The organism is Fusobacterium ulcerans (assembly GCF_003019675.1).
Lineage (GTDB): Bacteria > Fusobacteriota > Fusobacteriia > Fusobacteriales > Fusobacteriaceae > Fusobacterium_A > Fusobacterium_A ulcerans.
This window is the reverse complement of the sequence record NZ_CP028105.1, coordinates 2,935,743-2,958,280: the sequence shown is the minus strand read 5'-3', so window position 1 is coordinate 2,958,280 and position 22,538 is coordinate 2,935,743. Positions and strand designations below refer to the sequence as shown.

Genomic DNA, 22,538 nt, shown 5'->3' with positions numbered 1-22,538 from the left:
AAATTTATTAAGAAAAAGAATTAAAAATACTAAGAAAAATTATGAAAAATATGATATATTATATAGACTGATACACAATCAAAGGAGTAAAATAATGAAAATTTTAATAGATGCAGATGCCTGTCCTGTAGTAGATTTAACTATAGAAACAGGTAAAAAATTTGGTATAAAAACTGTTATATTTTGTGATGAAGCTCATAAAATAGATAAAGCTGGAGCTGAAACCATCTACGTTTCTCAAGGAAATGATTCAGTGGATTTTGTTCTTTTAAGGAGTACAGAGGCAAATGATATAGTAGTCACTCAAGATTTTGGACTGGCCTCAATGATACTTGCCAAGAAAGCTGCTGCTCTCAATCAAAATGGTTTAATCTACAATCAATTTAACATTGATCAACTGCTTTTTACCAGACACATATCAAAGAAAATAAGAAACAATGGGGGAAGGACAAAAGGTCCTAAAAAAAGAGAAAAAAGCGATGATGAAAACTTTGAAAAAAGTCTCATAAGTCTTTTGAAAAAATCGGAGGGGATCAGATGACGCATCAGGAAAAAGAATTCAGAGATGGAAATATATTATCTCTGCTCATTCGTTTTTCTATACCTGCAACTTTTGCTATACTTATAGGAATAATATATAATGTTACAGACAGATACTATATAGGTCAGGCTGTAGGAAGGAATGGAATCTCAGCTCTTGCTGTTACCTTTCCAATACTACTTGTTTTAAGTGCCACTGGAGTCCTTTTTAGTATAGGAGGATGTGCCCTTGCTGGTATAAAAATGGGAGAAGAGAAAATAGAGGACGCAAGAAAAGTTCTTGGTACATGCTTCTTTGCATTAATTGCTATTGGAGCTGTATATACTATATTTGGAATGCTTTTTCTTGAAGAAATAGTTTCTTTTATGGGAGCTACAGAAAATAGTTTTGGCTACGCTGTTGAATATAATAAATATCTGTTTCCAGTTACTATTTTCCAACTGATTTATATCACTTACTGTTCATTTGTGAGGTTAGAAGGAAGACCTATGGAATCTATGGTTATCAACCTTGCCAGTGCTATAGTTAATATAATTTTGGACTATATTCTTATTATGAGATATGGTATGGGAATGAAAGGAGCTGCCATAGCTACTGCTGTTGCCAATGTTGTTCCCGGAGTTATCCTTATATATCATTTTCTAAAAAGTGATATTCTTACTTTGAAAATAAAATATATTAGATATGATCATGAACTTATGAAAAAAGTTTTCTATATAGGAAATTCAGGATTTCTTAATCAGTTTCTAAATGGAGCTTATGTCTATGTGTTAAATATACAGCTTGCAAAATATGGGGGAGATATCGCACTAGCTGGAATGGGAATACTTTCACTCCTGAGAACTTGTATAAATACTGGATATATGGGATTGAATCAAGGAAGGCAGCCTCTTCTGTCATATAACTGGGGAGCTAAGAATTATGAAAGGGTAAAGAAGATATTCTATTCTTCAATAACTCTGACTGCTATAATTTCACTCTTCCTTTTATTTGCAGTAATTGTAAATGCCCACACTGTTGTTAATTTCTTTGTAAAAAATGACCCTGAACTTACAGATTACACTATAAGGGGAACATATATACATCTTGGCTTGATGATAAGTACTGCAATCTACCTTTCTTGCACAAACTATTTTCAGGCTGTAGGAAAAGGTATGATAACTACAAGATTTATTATATTGAGATTAGCTGTCTTGTCTATTCCTCTTACTTATATTCTTCCTGTTTTCTGGGGAGCTGATGGAGTATTATTAAGTTTTCCTGTGGCAGATACTATCTGTTGTATAGGAGCAGCTTATGTTATGTGGAAAGAGATTAAGCTCCTTACTAGAAGAGCTGAAAAACAAAAACGTTATAGTTAATAAAAAATATTAAAAAAGAGGCTGATACAGAGAATGATATTTCTCATATGATTCAACCTCTTTTTATATTATTTTTTTATATTATTCTAATTTTTGGTATTAATTCCTTATTTGCTTATCTTTTATTTATTAATCTTCTATTATTTCTCCATTTGTAGATATTGTTACAATGTTCCAAGGAATTAATTTGCCGCTTTGAAGCAATGCTTTCTTCACTGCATTTACTATTCCACCACAACATGGCACCTGCATACGTACTACAGTAAGAGATTTTATATCATTATTTTCAAGAATTGCAGTCAACTTATCTGCATAATCTCCCTCATCTAGTTTAGGACATCCTATAAGAGTTATCTTGTTTCTCATAAATTTATTATGAAAATCTCCATAAGAATATGCTGTACAATCTGCTGCTATCAATAAGTTGGCATTATTAAAATATGGTGCATTTACTGGAACAAGCTTTATCTGTACAGGCCATTGGTTTAGTTGAGATTCCATTTCTCCAGCTTCTTTGATTTCATTTGATTCATGTTTTTCAGTTTTTCTCTCAATAGTTTTAGACTGCATTCCCGGACATCCAAAATGAACAGATGGAGCTGCTCCATTTTTTTTAGCTGCCATATTAGCTTTTACTGCTGCTTCATCATATTCAGCTGCTTCTCTTTCTTCAAAACTGATTGCATTTACTGGACAACCTGGAAGACAATCTCCCAAACCATCACAATAGTCATCTCTCATCAATTTAGCTTTTCCATTTACCATTCCAATTGCCCCTTCATGACAAGCTGAAACACATATTCCACAACCATTACATTTTTCTTCATCAATTTTTATTATTTTTCTTATCATTTATATGTCACCTCTCCATTTATTACATCTTTATACACTTATATTACTATATGGAGAAAATAAATTCGGTAACATATGCTACACTTAAAATATTTTCTGGACAAGATACATATAGAAGGCTGTTCCTCCTAAAATACTTATCAAACTATTTCTTCTCCATACATGAAGCAGTACAACAACTGCTACTGCAAGTATTTCAGGTATTCCATGAGGAGCTTTAAGTATACTGGTATCTTTTAAACAGAATATAATAAGTATTCCAATTACTGCTGGGGGCAAAACTTTTCCTAAATACATCATATACTTTTCTACTGCTTTATTTTTTTTATTCAATACAAGAAAGGGAAAAGCTCTCAGAAAATATGAAGTAGCTCCTACTGCTGCTATTATAGAAACTGAATATAAAAATCCTGGTCTCATATTATCTCACGCCCCTTTTCTTTGCCATTTCTATCTTTTTTTCTAATCTTGATTTAAAAACTATTAAGAAAACAATTATGATCATTATAGAAGGAATCAGCATATTTTTTGATCCTAAAAATATCAAACAAACAAGTCCGCTTAATACACCTAATATACTAGGAGTCCTAGTTGGAAAAGTAAGGAATTGATCTACAAATATAACTATAAACAAAGCAGTCATTGCAAAGTCTATTCCTTTACTGTTGAAATGTACAGCAGATCCAAGTATTGCTCCCAATACTCCACCCAGCACCCAATAAAAATGACTCAATCCTGCTATGGCTAAAAAGAGCTGCTTTCTATTCACTCCCAATGGAACTTTTACTGAACACATAATTGCATAAACTTCGTCTGTAAGGGTATGTATCATATATGGTCTGACTTTTTTCATTTTCTTAAAGAGATCTGTAAATGATATTCCATAAAGTGCATATCTTGCATTTACTATTAAAGTGGTGATAACTGCTTCTGCTATCCCTGCTCCACCTGTTAAAAGATTTAAAAGCACAAACTGCATAGACCCAGAATATACCCCAATCCCTATAAATAACGCCCAGATAAAATTATATCCATTTCTTTGACATAGTAATCCAAAGGCCATTCCTACAAAAATGTACCCGAAAAAAACCGGCATTGTTGCTTTGAATGCCGCTTTTAATGCTTTCTTCATATTCTCCCTCACTTTTTAAATTATATTACTGTTGTTTACCCTTTTGTTAATTACTATAGAAAAACTTTCTTTAAATATTCGGCCACTCCATTTTCATCATTTCTTCCAATTACCTTATTATTAGGAAGAAGTTCTTTCAATCTTGGATTACAATTTCCCATAAGAAGCCCTTCACCCACTACATCAAGCATCTCATAATCATTTAATCCATCACCAAATGATATAACTTCTTCAGTTTCTATTCCAAATTTTGGAAGAAGTATATCTGTTATTGCACTTCCTTTAGAAATTCCTTTATTCATTATCTCTAAACATATCGGAAGAGAAAGAGTAAGATTTATTCTATCTCCAAATTTTTCTTTTATTTCATTTTCAAGATTTCTTATTAGCTTTTCATTTTCATTAATATAAAAAAACTTTATCACTTCACTATTCTTTAATTCAGAAAATTTTCTTACATTATAAGTAAAACCTGATTCTTTATGATATTCATGAGCCTCATCCAATGGTTTTTCAGAATACCAAAAGTCTCCTTTATATATACTTTTATGGATCTCTTCATTTATATTTAAGTCAAATATCTCATTGCTCAATTCTTTAGGAATATCTCCTTTAAATATAATATCATTATTTTCATTATGTATTCTGGCCCCGTTTGAACTTATCAAATAAGAATCAAGTCCAAGCATTTCTTTAAATTTCAAAGCATCCATATGATGTCTTCCTGTAGCAATAAAAAATTTTACCCCTGAACTGGTTACATCTTTTATTACATCTCTTGTATATTTAGATATTGTATGTTCAGAGTTCAGTAATGTTCCATCTAAATCACACACAATGGCCTTATATTTCATTCTTTCCTCCTGCTATTTCCTATTTTTTTAGTATAAGCCTTTCTAATTATACCATTTTTCGAAAAAAAAACAAGAGAAAATATCAAATTTTTGTTCTATTATTTTTTGAAATTTTACTAAGAATTTTATTGACATAAAGTGTATTTTATGATATTATAATCTTTGTCAACGAAAGTCGGAATATAGCGCAGTCCGGTAGCGCATCTGCCTTGGGAGCAGAGGGCCGCAAGTTCGAATCTTGCTATTCCGACCATTCATTGGGCTGTCGCCAAGCGGTAAGGCAACGGACTTTGACTCCGTCATGCGCTGGTTCGAATCCAGCCAGCCCAGCCACATTAATAATAATTGCCTCTTAGATGAAAATTTAAGAGGTTTTTTATTTTTCAAATTTTTTTAAAACTTCCTTGCTTTTTTCTCTCTTTTTAATTTCTATTTTAATAAATATTAAAATTTTTCTATAAAAAAAATGCCCCTTTTATAATAGGCAAATTTTTATTTCATCTCTCTATTATAAAAGAAGCATATCACTTTTAATTTTTAGGTTATAATCTAAAATATTTCTATTGGAAATTTTAGAAGCAGCTTATTGCTTTTTATCTAATTTTGAAAATAATGCTTTTTAATAATTATATTTTTTTCATTTTCTTCTTGGTAATTATAAAACTTTTTCTTATCTTTATACATGTTAATTTCAGCTATCTTTATTGACTGATTTATATCTTTAGCATTAAATGTCCAGTTAGCTCCTACTGCTGCCATCCCACCATTTGAACTTTTTAAGTTTTCCTTCAATTGAGAAATTTTTCCCATAAATACTTCTTCAGTTTCATTCCTACAAAATATTATAAACTCATCTCCACCAGTTCTATATTTCAAAGCATCATGAAACACATCTTTTATTTCATTAAAAGTACTTACAATAAGTTCATCTCCAGCTGTATGTCCAAAATGGTCATTTACACTTTTTAACCCATTTACATCTACAAATACTACTCCCAGTTTTTTAATTTTATGTAATGTTCTTTCAAGATCCCTGATATAAGCATTTCTGTTCAAAGCTCCAGTAAGTGTATCATAATAACTAAGTTTTTCCATTGTTGCTATCATTTTTTTACGCTGAAGCATCTCTAAAAAGAAATATGATAAAATATTTAAAATATCAATTATATTTTGTATTCTCTTAACAGGAGGATTATCTACTCCAAAAAATCCATGAAAAACTCCATTTTCCATTATAGGTATGACTACTAAAGAATGTATATTTTGAGAATGAAGAATCATATATTCATTTTCATTAACTTCCTTAATATCTTCTAAATTTTCTATTATTATAGGCAACCCTTTATTAAAAATACTTATCCATTTCCATCTGATTACATATTCAATAGATAGATCTTGTAGCGTTTCTTTTTTTGCTTCTACTCCCTCAGCGCACCATTCATATGTATTATTAAGAATGGTGTCTCCAGCTAATTCAAAAATATATGTACGTTGACCATTCAAATATTCTCCCATTACTTCAAGAGTATTAGTAATAGAAACATCTATGTTAACTGAGGAATGCATCATCTTTATACAGTTTAATACTATTCTTTCGTTTTCCAGTGTCTGTTCCAAAGTTATTTTTTCTTCTTCTTTTTTAGTAATATCCATAGCCACTGCCATATGAGCATTTTTTCCATTCCATTTTATTAGTTTTTCTTTAATAATAAAGTATTTATTTAACAAAATATTTTTACATTCCCACTCATGATACTCTTTATTTGTAAGACGACTGGCATTACAAAATGAACATGGAGAATTTGTTTTATAAAAAACCTCATAACAAGTAATTCCTTTTATTTCATCAAATTTTTCATAACCAAATAGTTTCAATCCATATTTATTTAAATAAAGCAGTTCATAGTTTTCTAAATCTACAACATAAACTACTTCATTTAACTCATTTAACAATTCTTCCATATACCTCTCCCTAACAATTTAACTTTATTGTCTATTGTATATAACATTTCTAATTATCTCTACCTTTAAATCATGATACCATTTTATCCACTATAAATCAATGAAAATATGGTAAAAAATTCGAAATAAAGAATATATTTGAAAGAGGAATAATATATACTTTTTAAACAATGTATTTCTTCCTGCTGAAATTATTTTCTCATTATTGTAATAATCTCTTTTAAATTTAAAAACCTAAATATTTTCAGTTTACTTAGAAATTATTTTATGATAATATTTATTATATGACATTTTTATTTTAGGGAGGAAAAATAATGAAAAAATATTTTCTACTTGTAATGACTCTTATGTTATTACTTTTGTCAGGGTGCAGTTCTTTGGAAACAGCCATTAAAAAAAGAAATTTAGCCACAGAGACTAAACTTTCTGAAACTATATGGTTAAGTCCAGAAAACATAATGGACAAAACAGTTTTTGTACAGGTAAAAAATACTTCAACAAGTAACTTGGATATGGAAAGCGAAATTAAAAATACTTTAATTGCAAAAGGGTATAAAATAGTTTCTGCTCCTAAAAATGCTAATTACTGGCTTCAAGTTAATATCCTGCAACTAGGCAAAATGGATTTAAAAGAATCTCAAGCTGCTTTGAGTGGTATAGCTGGTGCTGGAATAGGTGCTGCTATTGGAGGATATAATACTGGATCAGTTAATACTGCTGTAGGATGGGGATTAGTCGGAGGAGCTATCGGAGTTCTTTCAGATGCTCTTGTTGAAGACAGCTACTATACTATGATAACAGATATCCTAGTTAGTGAAAAATCAAATACTAAAGTTAATAAACTTTCTGTAAATGCAACTACACAAGGTACTCAGGGAAGAAATATATATGCTACTGAAGATGATGGAAATATGAATAAGTATCAAACTAGAGTTGTAAGTACTGCTAATAAAATGAATCTTGAATTACCAGAGGCTGAACCTCAATTAAAAAATGAGCTTATAAAAACTATAAGCAATATATTTTAAAAACTAAAGGGAGATAATTGCATCTCCCTTTTTTAATATCTCCATATTTTATTTTATAAATTTAACTTATCAAAATATAATTTTTTATAATTTTATTTTATTGAAATTTTATGATAATATAAATTGAAAATAACGAAATTTTTTATGGAGGTTATAATGAAAAAAGTGATTCATAAATTCAGAGATATGCCGGTAGCTCTTACAGGTCTTGCATTGGGAATATCAGGTATATCTGGTGCATTTGGCACGTTTCTTGGAGATATCCCGGTTTATGTAGGAGATCTTATATCGTTTTTTCTTGTTATTGTAATCTTTATTAAAGACTGTCTTCACTTTGATCAATTAAAAAAAGAATTAAGCCACCCTACACTAGGAAGTTTTATTCCTACCTTGGATATGACTTTAATGGTTTTGGCAGGATTTATTGCTAATTATTATTTAACTCTTGGAAGAATCTTATGGTTAATTGCAATAGCAGTCCATGTCATATTCTGTTTTATCTTTTTTTACCACAGAGCAAAAGATTTTGATTTAAATCATGTTATTCCCAGCTGGTTTATTCCTCCAGTTGGAATAGTTGTAGCTTGTGTCTCTGGTGCCAGTATGAATTTTCCCGGACTTACTCATACTATTTTCTATATAGGCTTCATTCTATATCTGGTGATGCTTCCAATAATGATGTACAGAATAATTTTTATTGAACCTATAGATGAAGGAAGACTTCCAACTTTTGCAATCATGGCAGCTCCACCTAGTTTATGCCTTGCAGGATATCTTACAGTATTTAGCAATCCTTCTGAAATTATAATATATATACTTTTACCCCTTGCTGTATTTATGACTATCCTTGTATATGTATCTTTTTTCAGAATATTAAGAATAGCATTTAATCCAACATATGCTTCATTTACATTTCCACTGGCAATAGGAGCAACTGCTGTATTAAAATATTCAAATTATCTTTACTCTTTAAACAGTAAAAATTATATTTTATGGCATAATATTGGATTATTTTTATCTTTTTCTGCCTTTATAATTATTGCTGCTGTATTTATTAAAATGATTCATTATGTTAAAAAGTTTATAATTTATGCAGTATAATTTTATATAGTTTCTTTGAAAATGAGTGATTAAAAGCTAGAGCAAATTTTCAGTAATTAAGCAGTTAGTGCTGTACTTACTGAGATGCAGCATTTGAAGTGTTGCAAGCTCTGATATCACTCTTTTTTTATTTTTATGATATTATGTGATGAATTTCATATTTTTTTCATTATTTAGAAAGAGTGAATATTGTATTCTTTAAATATATATAGTATAATTTAAAAAAGATTTCAAAAATACTTATGAGGTGAATATTGTGGATCAAAGAATTGAAAAATTAGCAAAAAATCTTATCAGCCATTCTTGCAGAGTACAGAAGGGCGAAAAAGTTTTAATAGAATCTTTTGGAGAGGCTTCTAAAAATCTAGTGAAAGCTTTAATAAAAGAAACATATGCAGCTGGAGGATATCCATTTGTAACAAATAAAGATCAAACTATACTAAGAGAATTATTAAAAGGATGCAGCAAAGAGCAAATAGAAATGATGGCTAAATATGAACTTGAAAGAATGAAAGATATGGACGCTTATATTGCTATCAGAGGAACTGATAACTCTACTGAATTATCAGATGTCGCTGCTGACAAAATGAAAATTTATTCAGAGTATTTTACTAATCCTGTTCATTTAAAAGAAAGAGTTAATAATACTAAATGGGTAGTGCTTAGATATCCAAATAATTCTATGGCTCAGCTTGCCAGCACATCACTTGAAGCATTTGAAGATTTTTATTTTGATGTTTGCTGTCTTGATTATTCTAAAATGGAAAGAGCAATGGAATCTTTATCAGTACTCTTAAATAAGACTGATAAAGTAAGAATAAAAGGAAATGGTACTGATATATCTTTTTCTATCAAAAATATTCCAAATGTAAAATGTTATGGACTTAGAAATATTCCTGATGGTGAAGTATATACTGCTCCTATCAAAGACAGTGTAAATGGAGTTATTTCATATAACACTCCATCTAATTACCAAGGATTTACATTTGAAAATGTAACTTTTGAATTTAAAGATGGTAAAATCATAAAAGCTACAAGCAACGATAATGAAAAGATCAATCAGATTTTAGATACTGATGAAGGTGCAAGATATATTGGAGAGTTTGCTATTGGAGTAAATCCATATGTTTTAAAACCTATGAAGGATACTCTTTTTGATGAAAAAATAGCTGGTAGTATTCATTTCACACCGGGACAGGCATACAAGGCTGCTGATAATGGTAATAAATCAAGTATTCACTGGGATCTTGTTTTAATTCAGAGAGAAGAATGGGGTGGAGGAGAAATCTGGTTTGATGATGTACTTATCAGAAAGGATGGTATCTTCGTTATTGATGAGTTAAAAGTATTAAACCCAGAAAACTTAAAATAATCTGCTAGGAGGGATAATGAATATTCTTATGGCACTTTCTCAACTAGAAGTAACTGGAGCAGAGGTTTACGGTGTTACTCTTAGTGATGAGCTTATCAGAAGAGGAAACAATGTAATTATAGTTTCAGATACTCTTACAAAAGAAAGTAAAGCTAAATACATAAAATTAGAATTTAATAAAAGAGGACTTGGAGAACGTATAAATCAAGTTAAGACTCTTTTAAAAATAATAAAAGAAAATGATATACATGTAGTTCATGCTCACTCGAGAGCTTCTTCATGGAGTTCGGAAATAGCATGTAAAATTGCTGGAATACCTCTTATTACATCTACACATGGAAGACAGCCAGTACATTTGAGCAGAAAAATATTTAAAGCATTTGGAGATTTGACTATTCCTGTATGTGAAAATATTGAGACTCATTTAATTAATGAACTTGGAGTTTCTCCACAAAAAGCTGTAGTATTAAGAAATCCTATCAACACTGAGGACTATCCTTTTATTCCTCAAAAAAAAGATGAAGGAAAAAAAATTCTTTCTATAATTGGAAGGCTTTCTGGTCCAAAGGGAGAAGTAGCTTACAAATTATTGGAAATACTTTCTGATATTGATAATCTGGAAATAAGATTAATTGGCGGAAAAGATATCCCTGAAAAATTCCAAAAATTCTTTAATAATGAAAATATAAAGTTTATAGGATATGTAAATGATGTTCCTGAAAAAATAAAAGAATCTGATATTGTCATTGGAGCTGGAAGAGTTGCTGTTGAAGGAATTCTTTCTGGTAAACCAGTTATCGCTATTGGAGAAGCAAAATATATTGGACTTATTGATGAAAAAAATCTGACTGAAGCCCTTGCTTCAAATTTCGGTGATATAGAATTTAATAATTCTGAAAACTTTAACTGGGACCAAATAAAAAAAGATATTCATTCTGCTTTTAATCTTAATGAAAAAGAATTGATTGAATTAAGAAAGAATGTAGAAAATGAATTTGATCTTAATATAATTACAGATAAAATCGAAAAGATATATGCCAGATCATATGTACTTAAAAGAAAATATGATATTCCTGTGATAATGTACCACAGAGTAGTTAATGATGAAAGTGAAGGCGGTGTTCATGGAACTTATATCACTGCTAAAAAATTTGATGAGCATATGAAATATCTTAAAGAAAAGAATTATGAGCCTATAACTTTTAAAGAGCTTTTAAAGCTGAATTATAGAAATAGATTTAATAATGGTAAAAAATATATAATACTTACTTTTGATGATGGTTATGAAGATAATTATAAAATTGCATTTCCCATCTTGAAAAAATATCAATTTAATTGTATTATATATTTAGTATCGCACTTGAATTACAATAAATGGGATGTTGAAGTTCCTGAAAATCCTGAAAAAGAGTTCCCGCTTATGACATGGGATATGATAAAGGAAATGCAGGAGTATGGAATAGAATTTGGCGGGCATACTATGACTCACCAAAAACTTGCTCATATGCCCTTTGAGCAGGCAAAAGAAGAAATAACTAAATCTACTGAATTTTTAGAAGGAAAACTGGGAGAAAAACTTGTATGTTTTGCTTATCCTTACGGCGATCTTAATGAAGAAGTAAAAGAGTTTGTTAAAGAAACTGGTTATTCTTTTGCTGTAGCAACTGATTCAGGAGATTTATCTTTTTCGGAAGATTTATTTCAAATTAGAAGAATTGGTATATTCCCAACAAACAATATGCTTAGTTTCAAGAGAAAGGTACACGGAAATTATAATTTTATTAAACTTAGAAGAGAACAAAAATCATCTAAGTCGTAATTTTACTGGGGAGGTTTTTTTAATGAAGAAAATGATTACATTACTGTCGACTTTTATTTTATGTTCGTCTCTAAGCTTAGCTCAAAGTGAGCTTCAAGTTAAAGCTTTGGTACAGAATAAAAATAAGTTTCAAATTGGTGGTGCTGTAGGTGTTACCAACCACTTTTTTAAAGGAGATTCTCTTACTTATCCTATTCCTGTTTTTGATGTCAGATATGATGATTTCTATATAGCTGGAGTAACTATGGGATATGATATGTATAGTGAAGACGATTTTACTCTGTCATTATTTGTAAATCCTTTTGATGGTTTTCCTATAAAAGGAAGTAAGCTGGATCGTGGATACAGATCTATTGATGACAGAAAACCACAAGTAGCAGTTGGAATGTTGTTATCATATAATTTAAATTTTTATGATATGACTGCTGTAGTTGCATTTTCTGGTGGTGAAAGAGGTATTAAAGGAACTACTCGTATAATTAAACCTTATAGAGTTACTGACAACTTTACTTTAATTCCATCTTTCGGAGCAACTATTTATTCATCTAATTATGTTGATTATTACTTCGGAATAGATAGCAACGAGGTAAAAGATAAGATTACTGATACTTATTCACCAGATACAGCTTATTCTCTTGGGCTTAGCTTAGCTGCTGAATATTATCTAAATGACAAGATTACGCTTTTAGCTTTCTTGTCTGCTGATAGATTCTCTTCAGATATTGGAGATTCACCTATCATTGACAGCAACAAACTTATCATGGTTGGAGCTGGAGTGAAATACTCATTTTAATCACAAACCACCACTTCAAGTGGTGGTTTGCTCCACCCTATAAGGGTATGGTACTAGCTTAGGCTTAAGCCTTACTGAATGGTTTGCCAACCGCGTAATTCTTCATTCAGCTACTTAAGTAGCTGGTGTGCTTTAGTTTGTTTTTTCTCCGAAAGGATCTATATACTCTTTCAATGTCAATTGATCATTCGCTATATCTTCTTGCAACTGTTCTCTTATATATTTTGCGATCCTTTCTTTATTTCTTCCTACTGTATCAACATAATATCCTCTACACCAAAAATGTCTATTCCCATATTTATATTTTAAATTTGCATGTTTATCAAATATCATCAATGAACTTTTCCCTTTCAAATATCCCATAAAACTTGATATGCTTATTTTCGGAGGTATACTTACCAACATATGTATATGGTCTTTACAGGCATTAGCCTCTATTATTTCTACTCCTTTAAATTCGCAGAGTTTTCTTAATATCTGCCCTATATCTCCTTTGATTTTTCCATATATTACCTGCCTTCTATATTTTGGTGCGAATATGATATGATATTTACAATTCCATGTTGTATGTGATAGACTATTATTGTCATACATTTTATGACCTCCTTTGATTAGTTAATCGGCCGGCAAACCTAATTAATTATATCAAAGGAGCTTTTATTTTCTAAGCATAGCCTTCCGGCTTTTTTGTACCACTCGCTTAGCAAGTGGTTTTTTTATACAATTAAAAAAAAGCTGCTAATTGGCAGCTTTTTTGTTTTCCTCTTCCTTTTTTCAAAATTTTCATCTTCTTAAATAACAATTATGTTTATTTATGTGTCATTAAATATCCTTTTTCAGTATCTATAAATAATCTTTCCACTCTAGTTTCTAACCCCTTTCCTTCTGTACATATTTTTATAATTATTTTTTCTTTTTAAAAATATTTATATTCTATAAATTTAATTTTTAGAAAATATGTTTGCTTGTTTATTTGTTTATAATTACAAAAACTACTTTTTTAATTTTCATTAAATTTAATGTCAACTCTTCTATTTTTAGCTCTACCCTCTGCTATCTTATTATCTGCTACTGGTCTGCTTTTTCCATATCCTTTTGTTTCATATTTTATTTCTGTTTTTAAATTTTCTTTAAATTCTTTTTCTACAGATTCTGCTCTTTTTTCTGAAAGCTTTTGATTATATTCTGTTGTTCCAATAGAATCTGTATGGCCTTCTATTGTTAATATTCCTCTTTTACTATTTTTATCTATTTCTTCAGATATTTTTCTTATTACTTTTTTTCCATCTTCTGTTAAAGATGATTCATCAAATGAAAAATGATTTTTTCCAGTCATTGTATATTTAATAACAGGATTTTCAACTGGTTTTGGGCTTGAAGCAGGAAGCAGATCACTTAATTTATTAAATCTATATCTTATACCTATGCTTGCCTGCCAATTAGTTTCAAAATCGCTTCCATATGTTCTTTCAATTTCATAATATACATTCATAGAATCAGTTTTTCCAACCTTGAAATCTCCACCTATTCCAATTTCAAACCAACTATCTTTGCCATCAGCTCTTTTTCTTAATTCAGCATCCTTTCCTTTTATATCAACTCCATAATCTCCCATAAATTCATGAAGAATAGCAACTTTTATAAAGTGATTACTTTTTTCAAATTCATGGCCTGCATAAATTCCAGCTTTTCCTATTAGACTATTAATATTTTTTTGTTCTGCTCTTACTCCAGAACTTGTTTTATAATTTTGTCCATTTACATAAGTATAGTTTAATTGTGTATTAGGCTGAATATACCATTTTTTATTATCACTCCATTTTTTCTTTCCATATTCAATACTTAAACTTCCACTCCAAGTATTATAATCAGCTTCCATTTTCTCATTTATTTTATTAAAACTTTTATACTCATTGTCTATATGACTATATTTTCCTATAATATCAAAATATTGCCCATTATATCCTGCCCATGATTTATATAGAGATAAACCAAGACTTCTATTTTCTCCATCACCATTTCTAAAATCTATTTTTCCTTTTCTGTGATGAATGCCAAATCCAGTAAACCATATTCCATTTTCAGAAGCTTTGCTCTTATCGTATCCAGCTTGAACCATAGTATAGTTGTTTTTTAAATAACCTGACTTATCGTATTCCATTTGTCCAGAAAGAACTCTTGCCCATACTCCCTCTTCAGTATCATAGTTACGAATATCACCTAAACGTTTATGAAGAGTATCCATTTCTATTCTTGCCATAGCTGCATTCATATAGTAAAGTGTCATATCATCTTCAATGGTTTCTGTAACTTCATTTTCTTTCTTCTTTAGACCTGTAATATACCAATTGTCTCCATTACTTGAATTATTTGTATCAGTCCTTAGATTTTTATCAAGTTCTAGAGCATAATTATATATATTTCCTATACTTTCAAATTCTTCTCCTTCAAAAATAACATTTGTATTTGTATCAGATATCCAAATTGCATTATCAGAATTTTTGTTATCAAAATCATAATTATTCAATGCATTTATAGAGCTGCTTCCAATTTTTATAAAATGTTTTTGGGAGTAATCAGCATTTTTAATACTTAAAAAATCTGTTTCACCACCTTGCTGATTAATATCATTAGTTGAAATATCCATTATGAAAGTTCCACTGTTACCTAATATATTTTCTATATCTATTTTCTGTCTATCATTTTTATGTGACATGTTAATTATTCCTTTATTAAGTGATAAATCACTTACAATACTATCAGATGTTACATTCCAATAAGAATTATTTTCAAAATTAAGTTTTGTCTTCCTATTATTTATACTATTAACACCTAAACTAGCTCCAGTCAAAAAAGAATCAGCTGTTTTAAAATTAACATCAATAAGAGACAAAAGAGTATCATCAGTAGTGAAATGTTTTAAGTCCCCTGCTAACTGGACTTTTTTTCCATCAGCAGGATTAATTCTTATTTCAGCTGATTTTCCTTCAAAAAGATCTACCAAACCAAGAGCATAACCATTGTTACTATTAACAATAGTATTTCCAGTATAAATTTGTTTTTCATTTCTTGCTGCAACTCTAAGTCCAATTCCATTTTTGCTTAATATATTTACATTAATATCTCCAACTGCATTAATACTTCCACCTATACCAACTGTACCTAAATATCCATTATTATTAACTTCAGCTCCTTTAACTATTATATTAGTTTGAGAACCTTCTTTAAGATCACTTACACCTGAATTAGATAAAATAGCAAAAATTCCTCCTTGGTATTTTGTAGTTCCAGTGTTCGCAATACTAGAATTTTGTCCATCAATATTAATATTTAAAACAGCATTTTTTCCTAATTCAACTTTTCCATAATTACTTATAGCATAAACTAATTTATTATTTCCTACTGTTTTAGCATCCATAACTATATTTGTAACAGAATCATCTGCAAATAGAGAATCATCATAGAAAGTAGATAAATGTAGCCACCCATTAATTACTCTTTCATCTTTATGAGAACTAACTTCAATAAGATTATTTCTACCTTTTAACTCTGCTCTTTGCATAAAACCATATCCATGTTGACCTCCACTTACAAGTTTTAAAAATACATCTCCATTTACTACAGTTTTTCCTGTAATTCCTGTTACTTTATCACTTTGTGTGTTATTTTCATTTTTTATTATTAAGTTTAAGTTTCCATTTACTGATGTATGGCCATTTACTCCTACTGCATAATCTCCAACTCCACTGCCTTTGATATCTAAATTTAAATTACCAATAGTACTAACCGTATGTTGTCCACCTAAATTAATTCCTGTAGTTTTTGATGTTCCATTAGAATTATTTAGAATGATATTTATATTATCAGCATTAAAATTACTATTACTATTTTCTAATCCAGTCATAGTTGAGCCACCATTTTGTTTTTTATTTAAATTAATAGTAACATTATTCAAATTTTTTATTTCATTTGCTGTCAAATTTTCAATTCCTACCATATAATATTTTCCCGTTCCATCAATAAAAATATCATTAGCAGAAAGTTTTGAATTCCCCCATTTATTAGTAATTCCAATAAAATTTCCATCTATATTTCCTATTATTTTTATATTTTTAGCACCAAAATTGCTCCCATTAGCATTTAAAATACCATAAAGTTCTCCTGTTCCAGTATCTGTTAAATTCATTATAATATTATTAACTTTAAATGTTCCCATTCTTTGCTCTATTCCCCAAGTAGAGAAATTAGTAGTATTTTTTAAAGTTAAATTGATATCATGGGCAGTAAAATTTCCTGCTACAAGATTTCCATTCCAAATTCCTTTAACTTCAGTATCAATAGTATTATTTCCACTATTAACATCAATTTTAATATTTTTTACCTCAACATTACCCACTCCTAAATTTCTAATCCCCCAAAGTTTATTAACATTGTTTTCACCTATATTGAAAATATCTAAATTACTATTAGTTGTAAAATCTACATTTCCAACTACATCAATAGAATTATCGCTTGCCATTAATGTCATTGTATTAATAACAATAATTATAAAAATTAAGCTTAATACTACAATTAATCTTTTTATTTTTTCATTCATATTTCCCCCTATTCAACCTTTTAATTTCTTTTTCTTTAAGTAATTATAATTTTTATATATGTGCTGATTTTTTGATATTTATTACTTTGTATTTATAATATAACCTTATTTAATCTCTTTTCATATACAGCTTTATTTATAATAAAAAGATGTAATTATTTTAATTTCAATTATTTTAATTTTTAATCTTATAGAGATAAATATTAAAATTTAATTTACTATAGTAGAACTTTTTTTAATAATTTTAGTTCTAAAAAATATATTTTATATTTTTTCATTAATTTTTTATATTCTATAATTCTAATTTTTTTTTACATAATTCTATTTTTATATTGCATATATTCACATTATATATACTTATATAATGAATTGTTTTTTTTTATGATTTCAATAATAACCTTTAATTAAAGTTTTAAACCCTTGTATTTTAATATGAAAATCAATTGTTCTTAAAAAAAATATATATTTTATTTTTAAATATTTTATAAAAATAATAAATAAAAAATTTTTATAAGTTCTTATTTCTTACTTGAATGCTTCAAAAGATTTTTCAAATTAAATTTCTATAGATTTTTCTATAATAAAAAAACTGAGTAAAACATTTTTTTAAATGTTACTCAGCTTTTTTATACATTTAATAATTTTTAATAAAAAAATACATAGTCTCTTTCATAAAAGTAAAAGCTTCTTTTTTTATACATTTAATAATTTTTCTGCGACTTCTACTGCACTCACTGCATCTGCTGAATATGTAGCACCCATACTTTTTGCTGTCTCTTCAGTCAAAGGAGCTCCTCCTACCATTATCTTTAAGTCTTTAGTTACTCCCTTTTCTCTTAGATATTCAATAGTCATTTTCATAACTTCCATTGTTGGAGCAATCATTGCTGAAAGCATTAATATATCAGGAGACTCTTTTTTTATACACTCCTCTATTTTTTCTTGTGGTACATCTACTCCCATATCTATCACTTGAAATCCGTTACTTTCCAGCATTAATATACATAGATTTTTTCCTATATCATGAAAATCTCCCTGTACGCTTGCTGTTAATATTTTTCCTTTTTTTACTATATCTTCGTCTCTAAGAAGAGGTTTTAATATTTTTACACTCTTTTCCATATTCTTTGCAGATTCCAATACATCATACATAGTAAGAGTTTTTTCTTTAAACATTTCACCTGCTCTAGTCATTCCTTCCAGCAACGACTTAGTCAGGATATCCTTTGGAGAAATTCCTTTATCAAGAGCTTCCTGTGTCAGCTCTTCTATACTTTCACCTTTTATAAGTTTTGCTGAAATTGTTTCTAATATATTTTCCATTGTGGTCACCTCTATATTTATTATATTCTATTGCAATAGAAATTGGAATATGTTATTTGTTTTATTAAAAAATATATTTTTTATTTGATCGATTATCGGACTAAATATAACTACAAAGAAAAAACAGAGATTTCTCTCTGCCTTCAATGAATTATTTTATTTTTTTAGATGCTCTGAATCTCACTATTTTCTTTGGATATACTGTCATTCTTTCTCTTGTTACTGGATTAGATATCACTCTTGGCTTTCTTGAAATCACTTCAAAAGTTCCTCTTTTCACAAACTTTACTTCTCCTTCTATTTGCAGAGCCTCTCTTAGCGTTTCAAGAAAAATATCTATATCTCTTAATGCAGCCTCTATTGTTACATCATCTGAGCTTATTTTTCTATAAATTTTTGCAAACTCTCTTTTATTCATCTACATCACCTTCAGCCATTTTTATAAGCCCTTTTCCTGCTCTGAATTTTATTACTTCTTTTGGTTTGGTATATCTTTCCTCTTCCCACATTGGTACTTTTATTTTTCTTGATTTTATCTCTCTTTTTTCAAATACTCCCCAGTCTTTGAATACTACTTTTTTATCTTCCTCTAAAGCTTTCAGCAATACATCCCAAAACAAGTCTATCTTTTCTTTCACTTCTTTATGGCTTTTAATCCTATTTCTCTTCTTATAGAATCTTATAAACTCCCCTTCTGTCATATCTACCCCCTTTAAGTATTATATTACTAAGCAAAAGGCTGGCATTATATAAGCCAGCTTTTCACTACTAATTTAAAATAATTTTTTAGTTATTAAGCAGTCAAAAGTTTTAATTTCTGTTATTTAGCTCAATGCTGCATTTAATTAAAACTTATAACCTATTCCTGCTCCTACTATCCATTCACCTTTAGTTCTGTTTTTACCTGATTGATTATGTGAATCTCTCTCTACTGAGTAAGTTCCTTTTACATCAAAGATTACTCCGTTTTCTAATTCAAGAGCATATTTAGCATTTAATCCAATACTGTGTTCATTTTTGTGAGCTACTAGAATATCAAAGTCTGATCCACCTTCAAATTTTCCAGTGATATATTCTTCATCTGCTCCATCAAATATTCTTGTATAGCTTACTCCTGCTGATACAGTGCTCTTACCTTTTTCATGAGGAATTACTTTTTTAAGATCTACTCCTGCTTTTACTACTGTGTAGTCAAATGATTTAGAATCAGTTTCTATTGCTAAAGCTTTGCTTCCTTCATTAGCTCCATCTTGGTCTACATATGTATATGATAGAGTTGCGTATGGTTCTAGGAATAAATCTTTTCCAATATTGTGTGAGTATCTTCCGTTTAGGTAGATATCATAAGTCATATCTGAATATTTATCACTGTAGCTATGTCCACCCATTGTTCTTCTGTCTGCGTCATATTCTGAATACTGTACTCCTGCTCCTGCTTTTAATGTAAGATTTCCTCTGTAGTTTTCAGCAAAAGCTCCAAGGTATCCACTGTTTCCTTTTACTTTAGACATATCCAGCTTCGCTTCACTCTTATTTCCTCCAAGAGTTAATCCAAGAGAAGTATTTTCTGAATATCCATATTTAGCCAGCATATATGCTCCAGTAAGTTTCATGTCTGCATCTGTATCTGATGTACCAGTATCAACTCCATGATAATTTCTTCCATAATATGTATCTTTAGTTCCACCATCAGCATGAGTTAAGCCGCCCATTATCAACCAATTATTTAGATTTGGTCTGAACTCATTTTCTGTTACAATATCTCTAAACATTCCTGCTGATCTTCTTGATAGTTCACTAGAGAATGAATATGGAGTCTCTGTGTAAACACTATTTAAGTACCTCATGAGGTTTTTAAACTGTTCCTCATCTCTCATATTTTCATCATAATTATTCCCTAAATCATCTGAAGCAATCAATACTCTTAAAGCATTTAAGTTACCATCTGTACTGCCATATATTCCTTTGTATATATTATTTAAAGAATTATATCTCTTTTTAGATGGCTTTTCTGGTTTTGGATTGTCTGGATTACCTGATGCATCTGAGTTGTATATTTTATCCAAATGTAAATCTTCTAATGATGTTCCTGCACTTAAAACAAGTTCTTTTCCTTCCTCAAATCTTGCACTGTCTATAGCTGAACTAGCTTTGATATGCAGGTTCTTTATATAGATATCTTTCATATTTAACTTGACACGTTTACCAATATTATCTGTTACAAAATTTATCTTTCCTACTGTATTTTTATCATTTCCTTCCCCTGTTATTGTTAATTTTTCTCCATTATTTTCTAATGCATGAGTTGGTCTAAATATTAATTCTTTATCCTCATCAAATTCTGCATCATCCAAATTTCCTGAAGAAGTATTACTCAATCTCAAATTCAAAGCACTGTTTTCTGCTATTGTTATAGAACTTGCTCCTGATACTGACATTCCTTCAAAAAGTGTTACATTCCCTTTTATTCCAATATTATCAAATCCAGATATATCATGAAGTACATTAATCTTTCCTGTTCCAGCAGCTCTCATATTTTCCGAATTTCCAAAAAAATTAAGCATATTATTATCTCCTGAAGCTTCCATTTTTCCGTTAACAGCAGACCCACCATGGATAGTTACTACATTATTACTTCCTTCAATTTTTATTATTGGAGAAAGATTTTTTACATCTTTGTCTTTATAATTTCCATTAACAATAGAGTTTTTTTCAAGAACAAGTTTATTCCTATCTCCCAAAATATTTATTGTAGGGAGCTCTTTTGCTCCTAATGCTCCACCATTAGCTATTGAATTTTCAAGAGTAAGTTCTGAATTTCCAGCCATAGTTATAGCTGTTCCATAGGAATTAACTTTAGTATCTTTAAGAGTTAGACCAGAGCTAGCTTCCATCTCAACTGCTTCATCATATCCATTGATGACTGAACTGCTTACAGTATTTCCTGTTCCTTTTACTACAAGAGTTTTTTCTATTCCGTTAAGTATATATTTATCATATTGTTTGTCTCCAGATTCTAATTTAAAAGAATCATAACTTTCTATCTTTCCATTTCCATCCTCTGCTAATGTTGCTCCTACATTTGCAACTGTATACTCTGTTCCTTCTACTGTTAATTTTTTCTCTGTCCCAAAGCTATTCTTATATTCATCTTTGCTTGTATACACTCTATCTTCATCAACTGTGAAAACCAATCCATAATTTGTAATTATATTTTTATTGTTATTATCATCTTTTACAGTATTATTTTCTGTTCCAGCAAAAGTAATATTTTCAGTAACTCTATCTCCTCCACTTACTAACAATCCATAATTAGCTCCTGAACCTATTTCACCTGAATTAGAATAAAAGTCAGAATTCTTAATAGCATATTCATTTCCAAATATAATTCCTTTATTCAATAAATTATGAATATTCCCTTTTTGATTATATATTCCATATCCACTTAATTTTTCATTATTAGTACCATTATTAATTCCAAATATAATTCCATTATTTAATATTTTTTGTTCAATACTATTGTCTGAATAATTATATGTTACTCCTGAACTTATATTTCCTGGGCTCTTTTTTATTGAATAAATTATTCCATCATTTTTTAAAATATCTAAATCTTTTATTGAAACTCCATGTGACATATTATTTCCTGAACTAGTTTCAAAAATCATTCCTATATTTTTGATCTCACCATTTTTACCTGTATGAGCTACTCCCATTATATTTTGGCTCTTAACATTTGAGTTTCCATAAATTATTCCACTATTTTCTAACTTGAAATTACTTCCTTTGTTTGTTATCCCTAT

18 protein-coding genes and 2 tRNA genes are annotated in these 22,538 nt (G+C 29.3%); 9 read left to right on the top strand and 11 right to left on the bottom strand.

Annotation, left to right across the window (positions count from 1 at the left end; translation table 11 throughout):
* Positions 1-94: 94 nt before the first annotated feature.
* Both C4N20_RS13620 and C4N20_RS13615 read left to right on the top strand, forming a co-directional pair.
* Positions 95-541 carry a YaiI/YqxD family protein gene (locus C4N20_RS13620; protein ID WP_005977675.1) on the top strand — a complete coding sequence of 149 codons (447 nt, stop codon included), beginning with the start codon at positions 95-97 and terminating at the stop codon, positions 539-541.
* Positions 538-1,902: an MATE family efflux transporter gene (locus tag C4N20_RS13615; protein WP_005977677.1), complete on the top strand. Its 1,365-nt coding sequence runs from the start codon at positions 538-540 to the stop codon at positions 1,900-1,902. The genes C4N20_RS13620 and C4N20_RS13615 overlap by 4 nt, the downstream gene beginning before the upstream one ends.
* A gap of 129 nt (positions 1,903-2,031) precedes the next feature.
* Here the strand turns inward: C4N20_RS13615 and C4N20_RS13610 are convergent, their stop codons facing one another.
* The 4 genes from C4N20_RS13610 to C4N20_RS13595 all read right to left on the bottom strand — a co-directional run bounded on the left by C4N20_RS13610 (position 2,032) and on the right by C4N20_RS13595 (position 4,740).
* Positions 2,032-2,754 carry an ATP-binding protein gene (locus C4N20_RS13610; RefSeq protein ID WP_005977681.1) on the bottom strand — a complete coding sequence of 241 codons (723 nt, stop codon included), beginning with the start codon at positions 2,752-2,754 and terminating at the stop codon, positions 2,032-2,034.
* Between the two features lie 84 nt (positions 2,755-2,838).
* Positions 2,839-3,174: a branched-chain amino acid transporter permease gene (locus C4N20_RS13605; protein WP_005977684.1), complete on the bottom strand. Its 336-nt coding sequence runs from the start codon at positions 3,172-3,174 to the stop codon at positions 2,839-2,841.
* A gap of 1 nt (position 3,175) precedes the next feature.
* Positions 3,176-3,886: an AzlC family ABC transporter permease gene (locus C4N20_RS13600; protein WP_005977687.1), complete on the bottom strand. Its 711-nt coding sequence runs from the start codon at positions 3,884-3,886 to the stop codon at positions 3,176-3,178.
* A 53-nt stretch (positions 3,887-3,939) separates the two neighbouring features.
* The gene (locus C4N20_RS13595; RefSeq protein ID WP_005977690.1) at positions 3,940-4,740 is read right to left on the bottom strand and encodes a Cof-type HAD-IIB family hydrolase; all 801 of its coding nucleotides are present in this window, start codon (positions 4,738-4,740) and stop codon (positions 3,940-3,942) included.
* A 176-nt stretch (positions 4,741-4,916) separates the two neighbouring features.
* Between C4N20_RS13595 and C4N20_RS13590 the strand changes: the two genes are divergently transcribed.
* Positions 4,917-4,993, top strand: a tRNA-Pro gene (locus tag C4N20_RS13590).
* 5 nt (positions 4,994-4,998) lie between these two features.
* Positions 4,999-5,073 (top strand) — tRNA-Gln (locus C4N20_RS13585).
* A gap of 264 nt (positions 5,074-5,337) precedes the next feature.
* Here C4N20_RS13585 and C4N20_RS13580 read toward each other — a convergent pair.
* Positions 5,338-6,702: a GGDEF domain-containing protein gene (locus tag C4N20_RS13580; protein ID WP_005977693.1), complete on the bottom strand. Its 1,365-nt coding sequence runs from the start codon at positions 6,700-6,702 to the stop codon at positions 5,338-5,340.
* 314 nt (positions 6,703-7,016) lie between these two features.
* Here C4N20_RS13580 and C4N20_RS13575 point away from each other — a divergent pair, with 314 nt between their 5' ends.
* The 5 genes from C4N20_RS13575 (at position 7,017) to C4N20_RS13555 (ending at position 12,815) form a co-directional block, all read left to right on the top strand.
* The gene (locus C4N20_RS13575; RefSeq protein ID WP_005977696.1) at positions 7,017-7,730 is read left to right on the top strand and encodes a complement resistance protein TraT; all 714 of its coding nucleotides are present in this window, start codon (positions 7,017-7,019) and stop codon (positions 7,728-7,730) included.
* A 156-nt stretch (positions 7,731-7,886) separates the two neighbouring features.
* Positions 7,887-8,831, top strand: coding sequence for a TDT family transporter (locus C4N20_RS13570; RefSeq protein ID WP_005977698.1), 945 nt, complete (start codon positions 7,887-7,889; stop codon positions 8,829-8,831).
* 256 nt (positions 8,832-9,087) lie between these two features.
* Positions 9,088-10,203 carry an aminopeptidase gene (locus C4N20_RS13565; protein WP_005977699.1) on the top strand — a complete coding sequence of 372 codons (1,116 nt, stop codon included), beginning with the start codon at positions 9,088-9,090 and terminating at the stop codon, positions 10,201-10,203.
* 16 nt (positions 10,204-10,219) lie between these two features.
* Complete coding sequence (locus tag C4N20_RS13560; RefSeq protein WP_005977701.1) at positions 10,220-12,022, top strand: bifunctional glycosyltransferase family 4 protein/polysaccharide deacetylase; 1,803 nt, start codon at positions 10,220-10,222, stop codon at positions 12,020-12,022.
* A 22-nt stretch (positions 12,023-12,044) separates the two neighbouring features.
* Positions 12,045-12,815, top strand: coding sequence for a MipA/OmpV family protein (locus C4N20_RS13555; RefSeq protein ID WP_005977705.1), 771 nt, complete (start codon positions 12,045-12,047; stop codon positions 12,813-12,815).
* A gap of 132 nt (positions 12,816-12,947) precedes the next feature.
* Here the strand turns inward: C4N20_RS13555 and tnpA are convergent, their stop codons facing one another.
* The 6 genes from tnpA to C4N20_RS13525 form a co-directional block, all read right to left on the bottom strand.
* Positions 12,948-13,409: an IS200/IS605 family transposase gene (gene tnpA, locus C4N20_RS13550; protein ID WP_005981031.1), complete on the bottom strand. Its 462-nt coding sequence runs from the start codon at positions 13,407-13,409 to the stop codon at positions 12,948-12,950.
* Between the two features lie 406 nt (positions 13,410-13,815).
* Positions 13,816-17,412, bottom strand: coding sequence for an autotransporter outer membrane beta-barrel domain-containing protein (locus tag C4N20_RS13545; protein WP_005977714.1), 3,597 nt, complete (start codon positions 17,410-17,412; stop codon positions 13,816-13,818).
* Positions 17,413-18,105: 693 nt separating this feature from the next.
* Positions 18,106-18,735 carry a cobalamin B12-binding domain-containing protein gene (locus tag C4N20_RS13540; RefSeq protein WP_005977717.1) on the bottom strand — a complete coding sequence of 210 codons (630 nt, stop codon included), beginning with the start codon at positions 18,733-18,735 and terminating at the stop codon, positions 18,106-18,108.
* Positions 18,736-18,886: 151 nt separating this feature from the next.
* Positions 18,887-19,153: an HU family DNA-binding protein gene (locus tag C4N20_RS13535; RefSeq protein ID WP_005977720.1), complete on the bottom strand. Its 267-nt coding sequence runs from the start codon at positions 19,151-19,153 to the stop codon at positions 18,887-18,889.
* Positions 19,146-19,436, bottom strand: coding sequence for an HU family DNA-binding protein (locus C4N20_RS13530; protein ID WP_005977723.1), 291 nt, complete (start codon positions 19,434-19,436; stop codon positions 19,146-19,148). The genes C4N20_RS13535 and C4N20_RS13530 overlap by 8 nt, the downstream gene beginning before the upstream one ends.
* Positions 19,437-19,580: 144 nt before the next feature.
* The gene (locus C4N20_RS13525) at positions 19,581-22,451 is read right to left on the bottom strand and encodes an autotransporter outer membrane beta-barrel domain-containing protein (RefSeq protein WP_005977727.1); all 2,871 of its coding nucleotides are present in this window, start codon (positions 22,449-22,451) and stop codon (positions 19,581-19,583) included.
* Positions 22,452-22,538: the final 87 nt, after the last annotated feature.

Excerpts from the sequence above, each read along its gene's own strand:
- C4N20_RS13525 (WP_005977727.1), bottom strand. The coding sequence starts at position 22,451 with ATGGGAGTAGCTCATACAGGTAAAAATGGTGAGATCAAAAATATAGGA.
- C4N20_RS13600 (WP_005977687.1), bottom strand. The coding sequence starts at position 3,886 with ATGAAGAAAGCATTAAAAGCGGCATTCAAAGCAACAATGCCGGTTTTT.
- C4N20_RS13580 (WP_005977693.1), bottom strand. The coding sequence starts at position 6,702 with ATGGAAGAATTGTTAAATGAGTTAAATGAAGTAGTTTATGTTGTAGAT.
- C4N20_RS13595 (WP_005977690.1), bottom strand. The coding sequence starts at position 4,740 with ATGAAATATAAGGCCATTGTGTGTGATTTAGATGGAACATTACTGAAC.
- C4N20_RS13555 (WP_005977705.1), top strand. The coding sequence starts at position 12,045 with ATGAAGAAAATGATTACATTACTGTCGACTTTTATTTTATGTTCGTCT.
- C4N20_RS13530 (WP_005977723.1), bottom strand. The coding sequence starts at position 19,436 with ATGACAGAAGGGGAGTTTATAAGATTCTATAAGAAGAGAAATAGGATT.
- C4N20_RS13575 (WP_005977696.1), top strand. The coding sequence starts at position 7,017 with ATGAAAAAATATTTTCTACTTGTAATGACTCTTATGTTATTACTTTTG.
- tnpA (WP_005981031.1), bottom strand. The coding sequence starts at position 13,409 with ATGTATGACAATAATAGTCTATCACATACAACATGGAATTGTAAATAT.
- C4N20_RS13560 (WP_005977701.1), top strand. The coding sequence starts at position 10,220 with ATGAATATTCTTATGGCACTTTCTCAACTAGAAGTAACTGGAGCAGAG.
- C4N20_RS13615 (WP_005977677.1), top strand. The coding sequence starts at position 538 with ATGACGCATCAGGAAAAAGAATTCAGAGATGGAAATATATTATCTCTG.
- C4N20_RS13605 (WP_005977684.1), bottom strand. The coding sequence starts at position 3,174 with ATGAGACCAGGATTTTTATATTCAGTTTCTATAATAGCAGCAGTAGGA.
- C4N20_RS13620 (WP_005977675.1), top strand. The coding sequence starts at position 95 with ATGAAAATTTTAATAGATGCAGATGCCTGTCCTGTAGTAGATTTAACT.
- C4N20_RS13570 (WP_005977698.1), top strand. The coding sequence starts at position 7,887 with ATGAAAAAAGTGATTCATAAATTCAGAGATATGCCGGTAGCTCTTACA.
- C4N20_RS13610 (WP_005977681.1), bottom strand. The coding sequence starts at position 2,754 with ATGATAAGAAAAATAATAAAAATTGATGAAGAAAAATGTAATGGTTGT.
- C4N20_RS13540 (WP_005977717.1), bottom strand. The coding sequence starts at position 18,735 with ATGGAAAATATATTAGAAACAATTTCAGCAAAACTTATAAAAGGTGAA.
- C4N20_RS13545 (WP_005977714.1), bottom strand. The coding sequence starts at position 17,412 with ATGAATGAAAAAATAAAAAGATTAATTGTAGTATTAAGCTTAATTTTT.
- C4N20_RS13535 (WP_005977720.1), bottom strand. The coding sequence starts at position 19,153 with ATGAATAAAAGAGAGTTTGCAAAAATTTATAGAAAAATAAGCTCAGAT.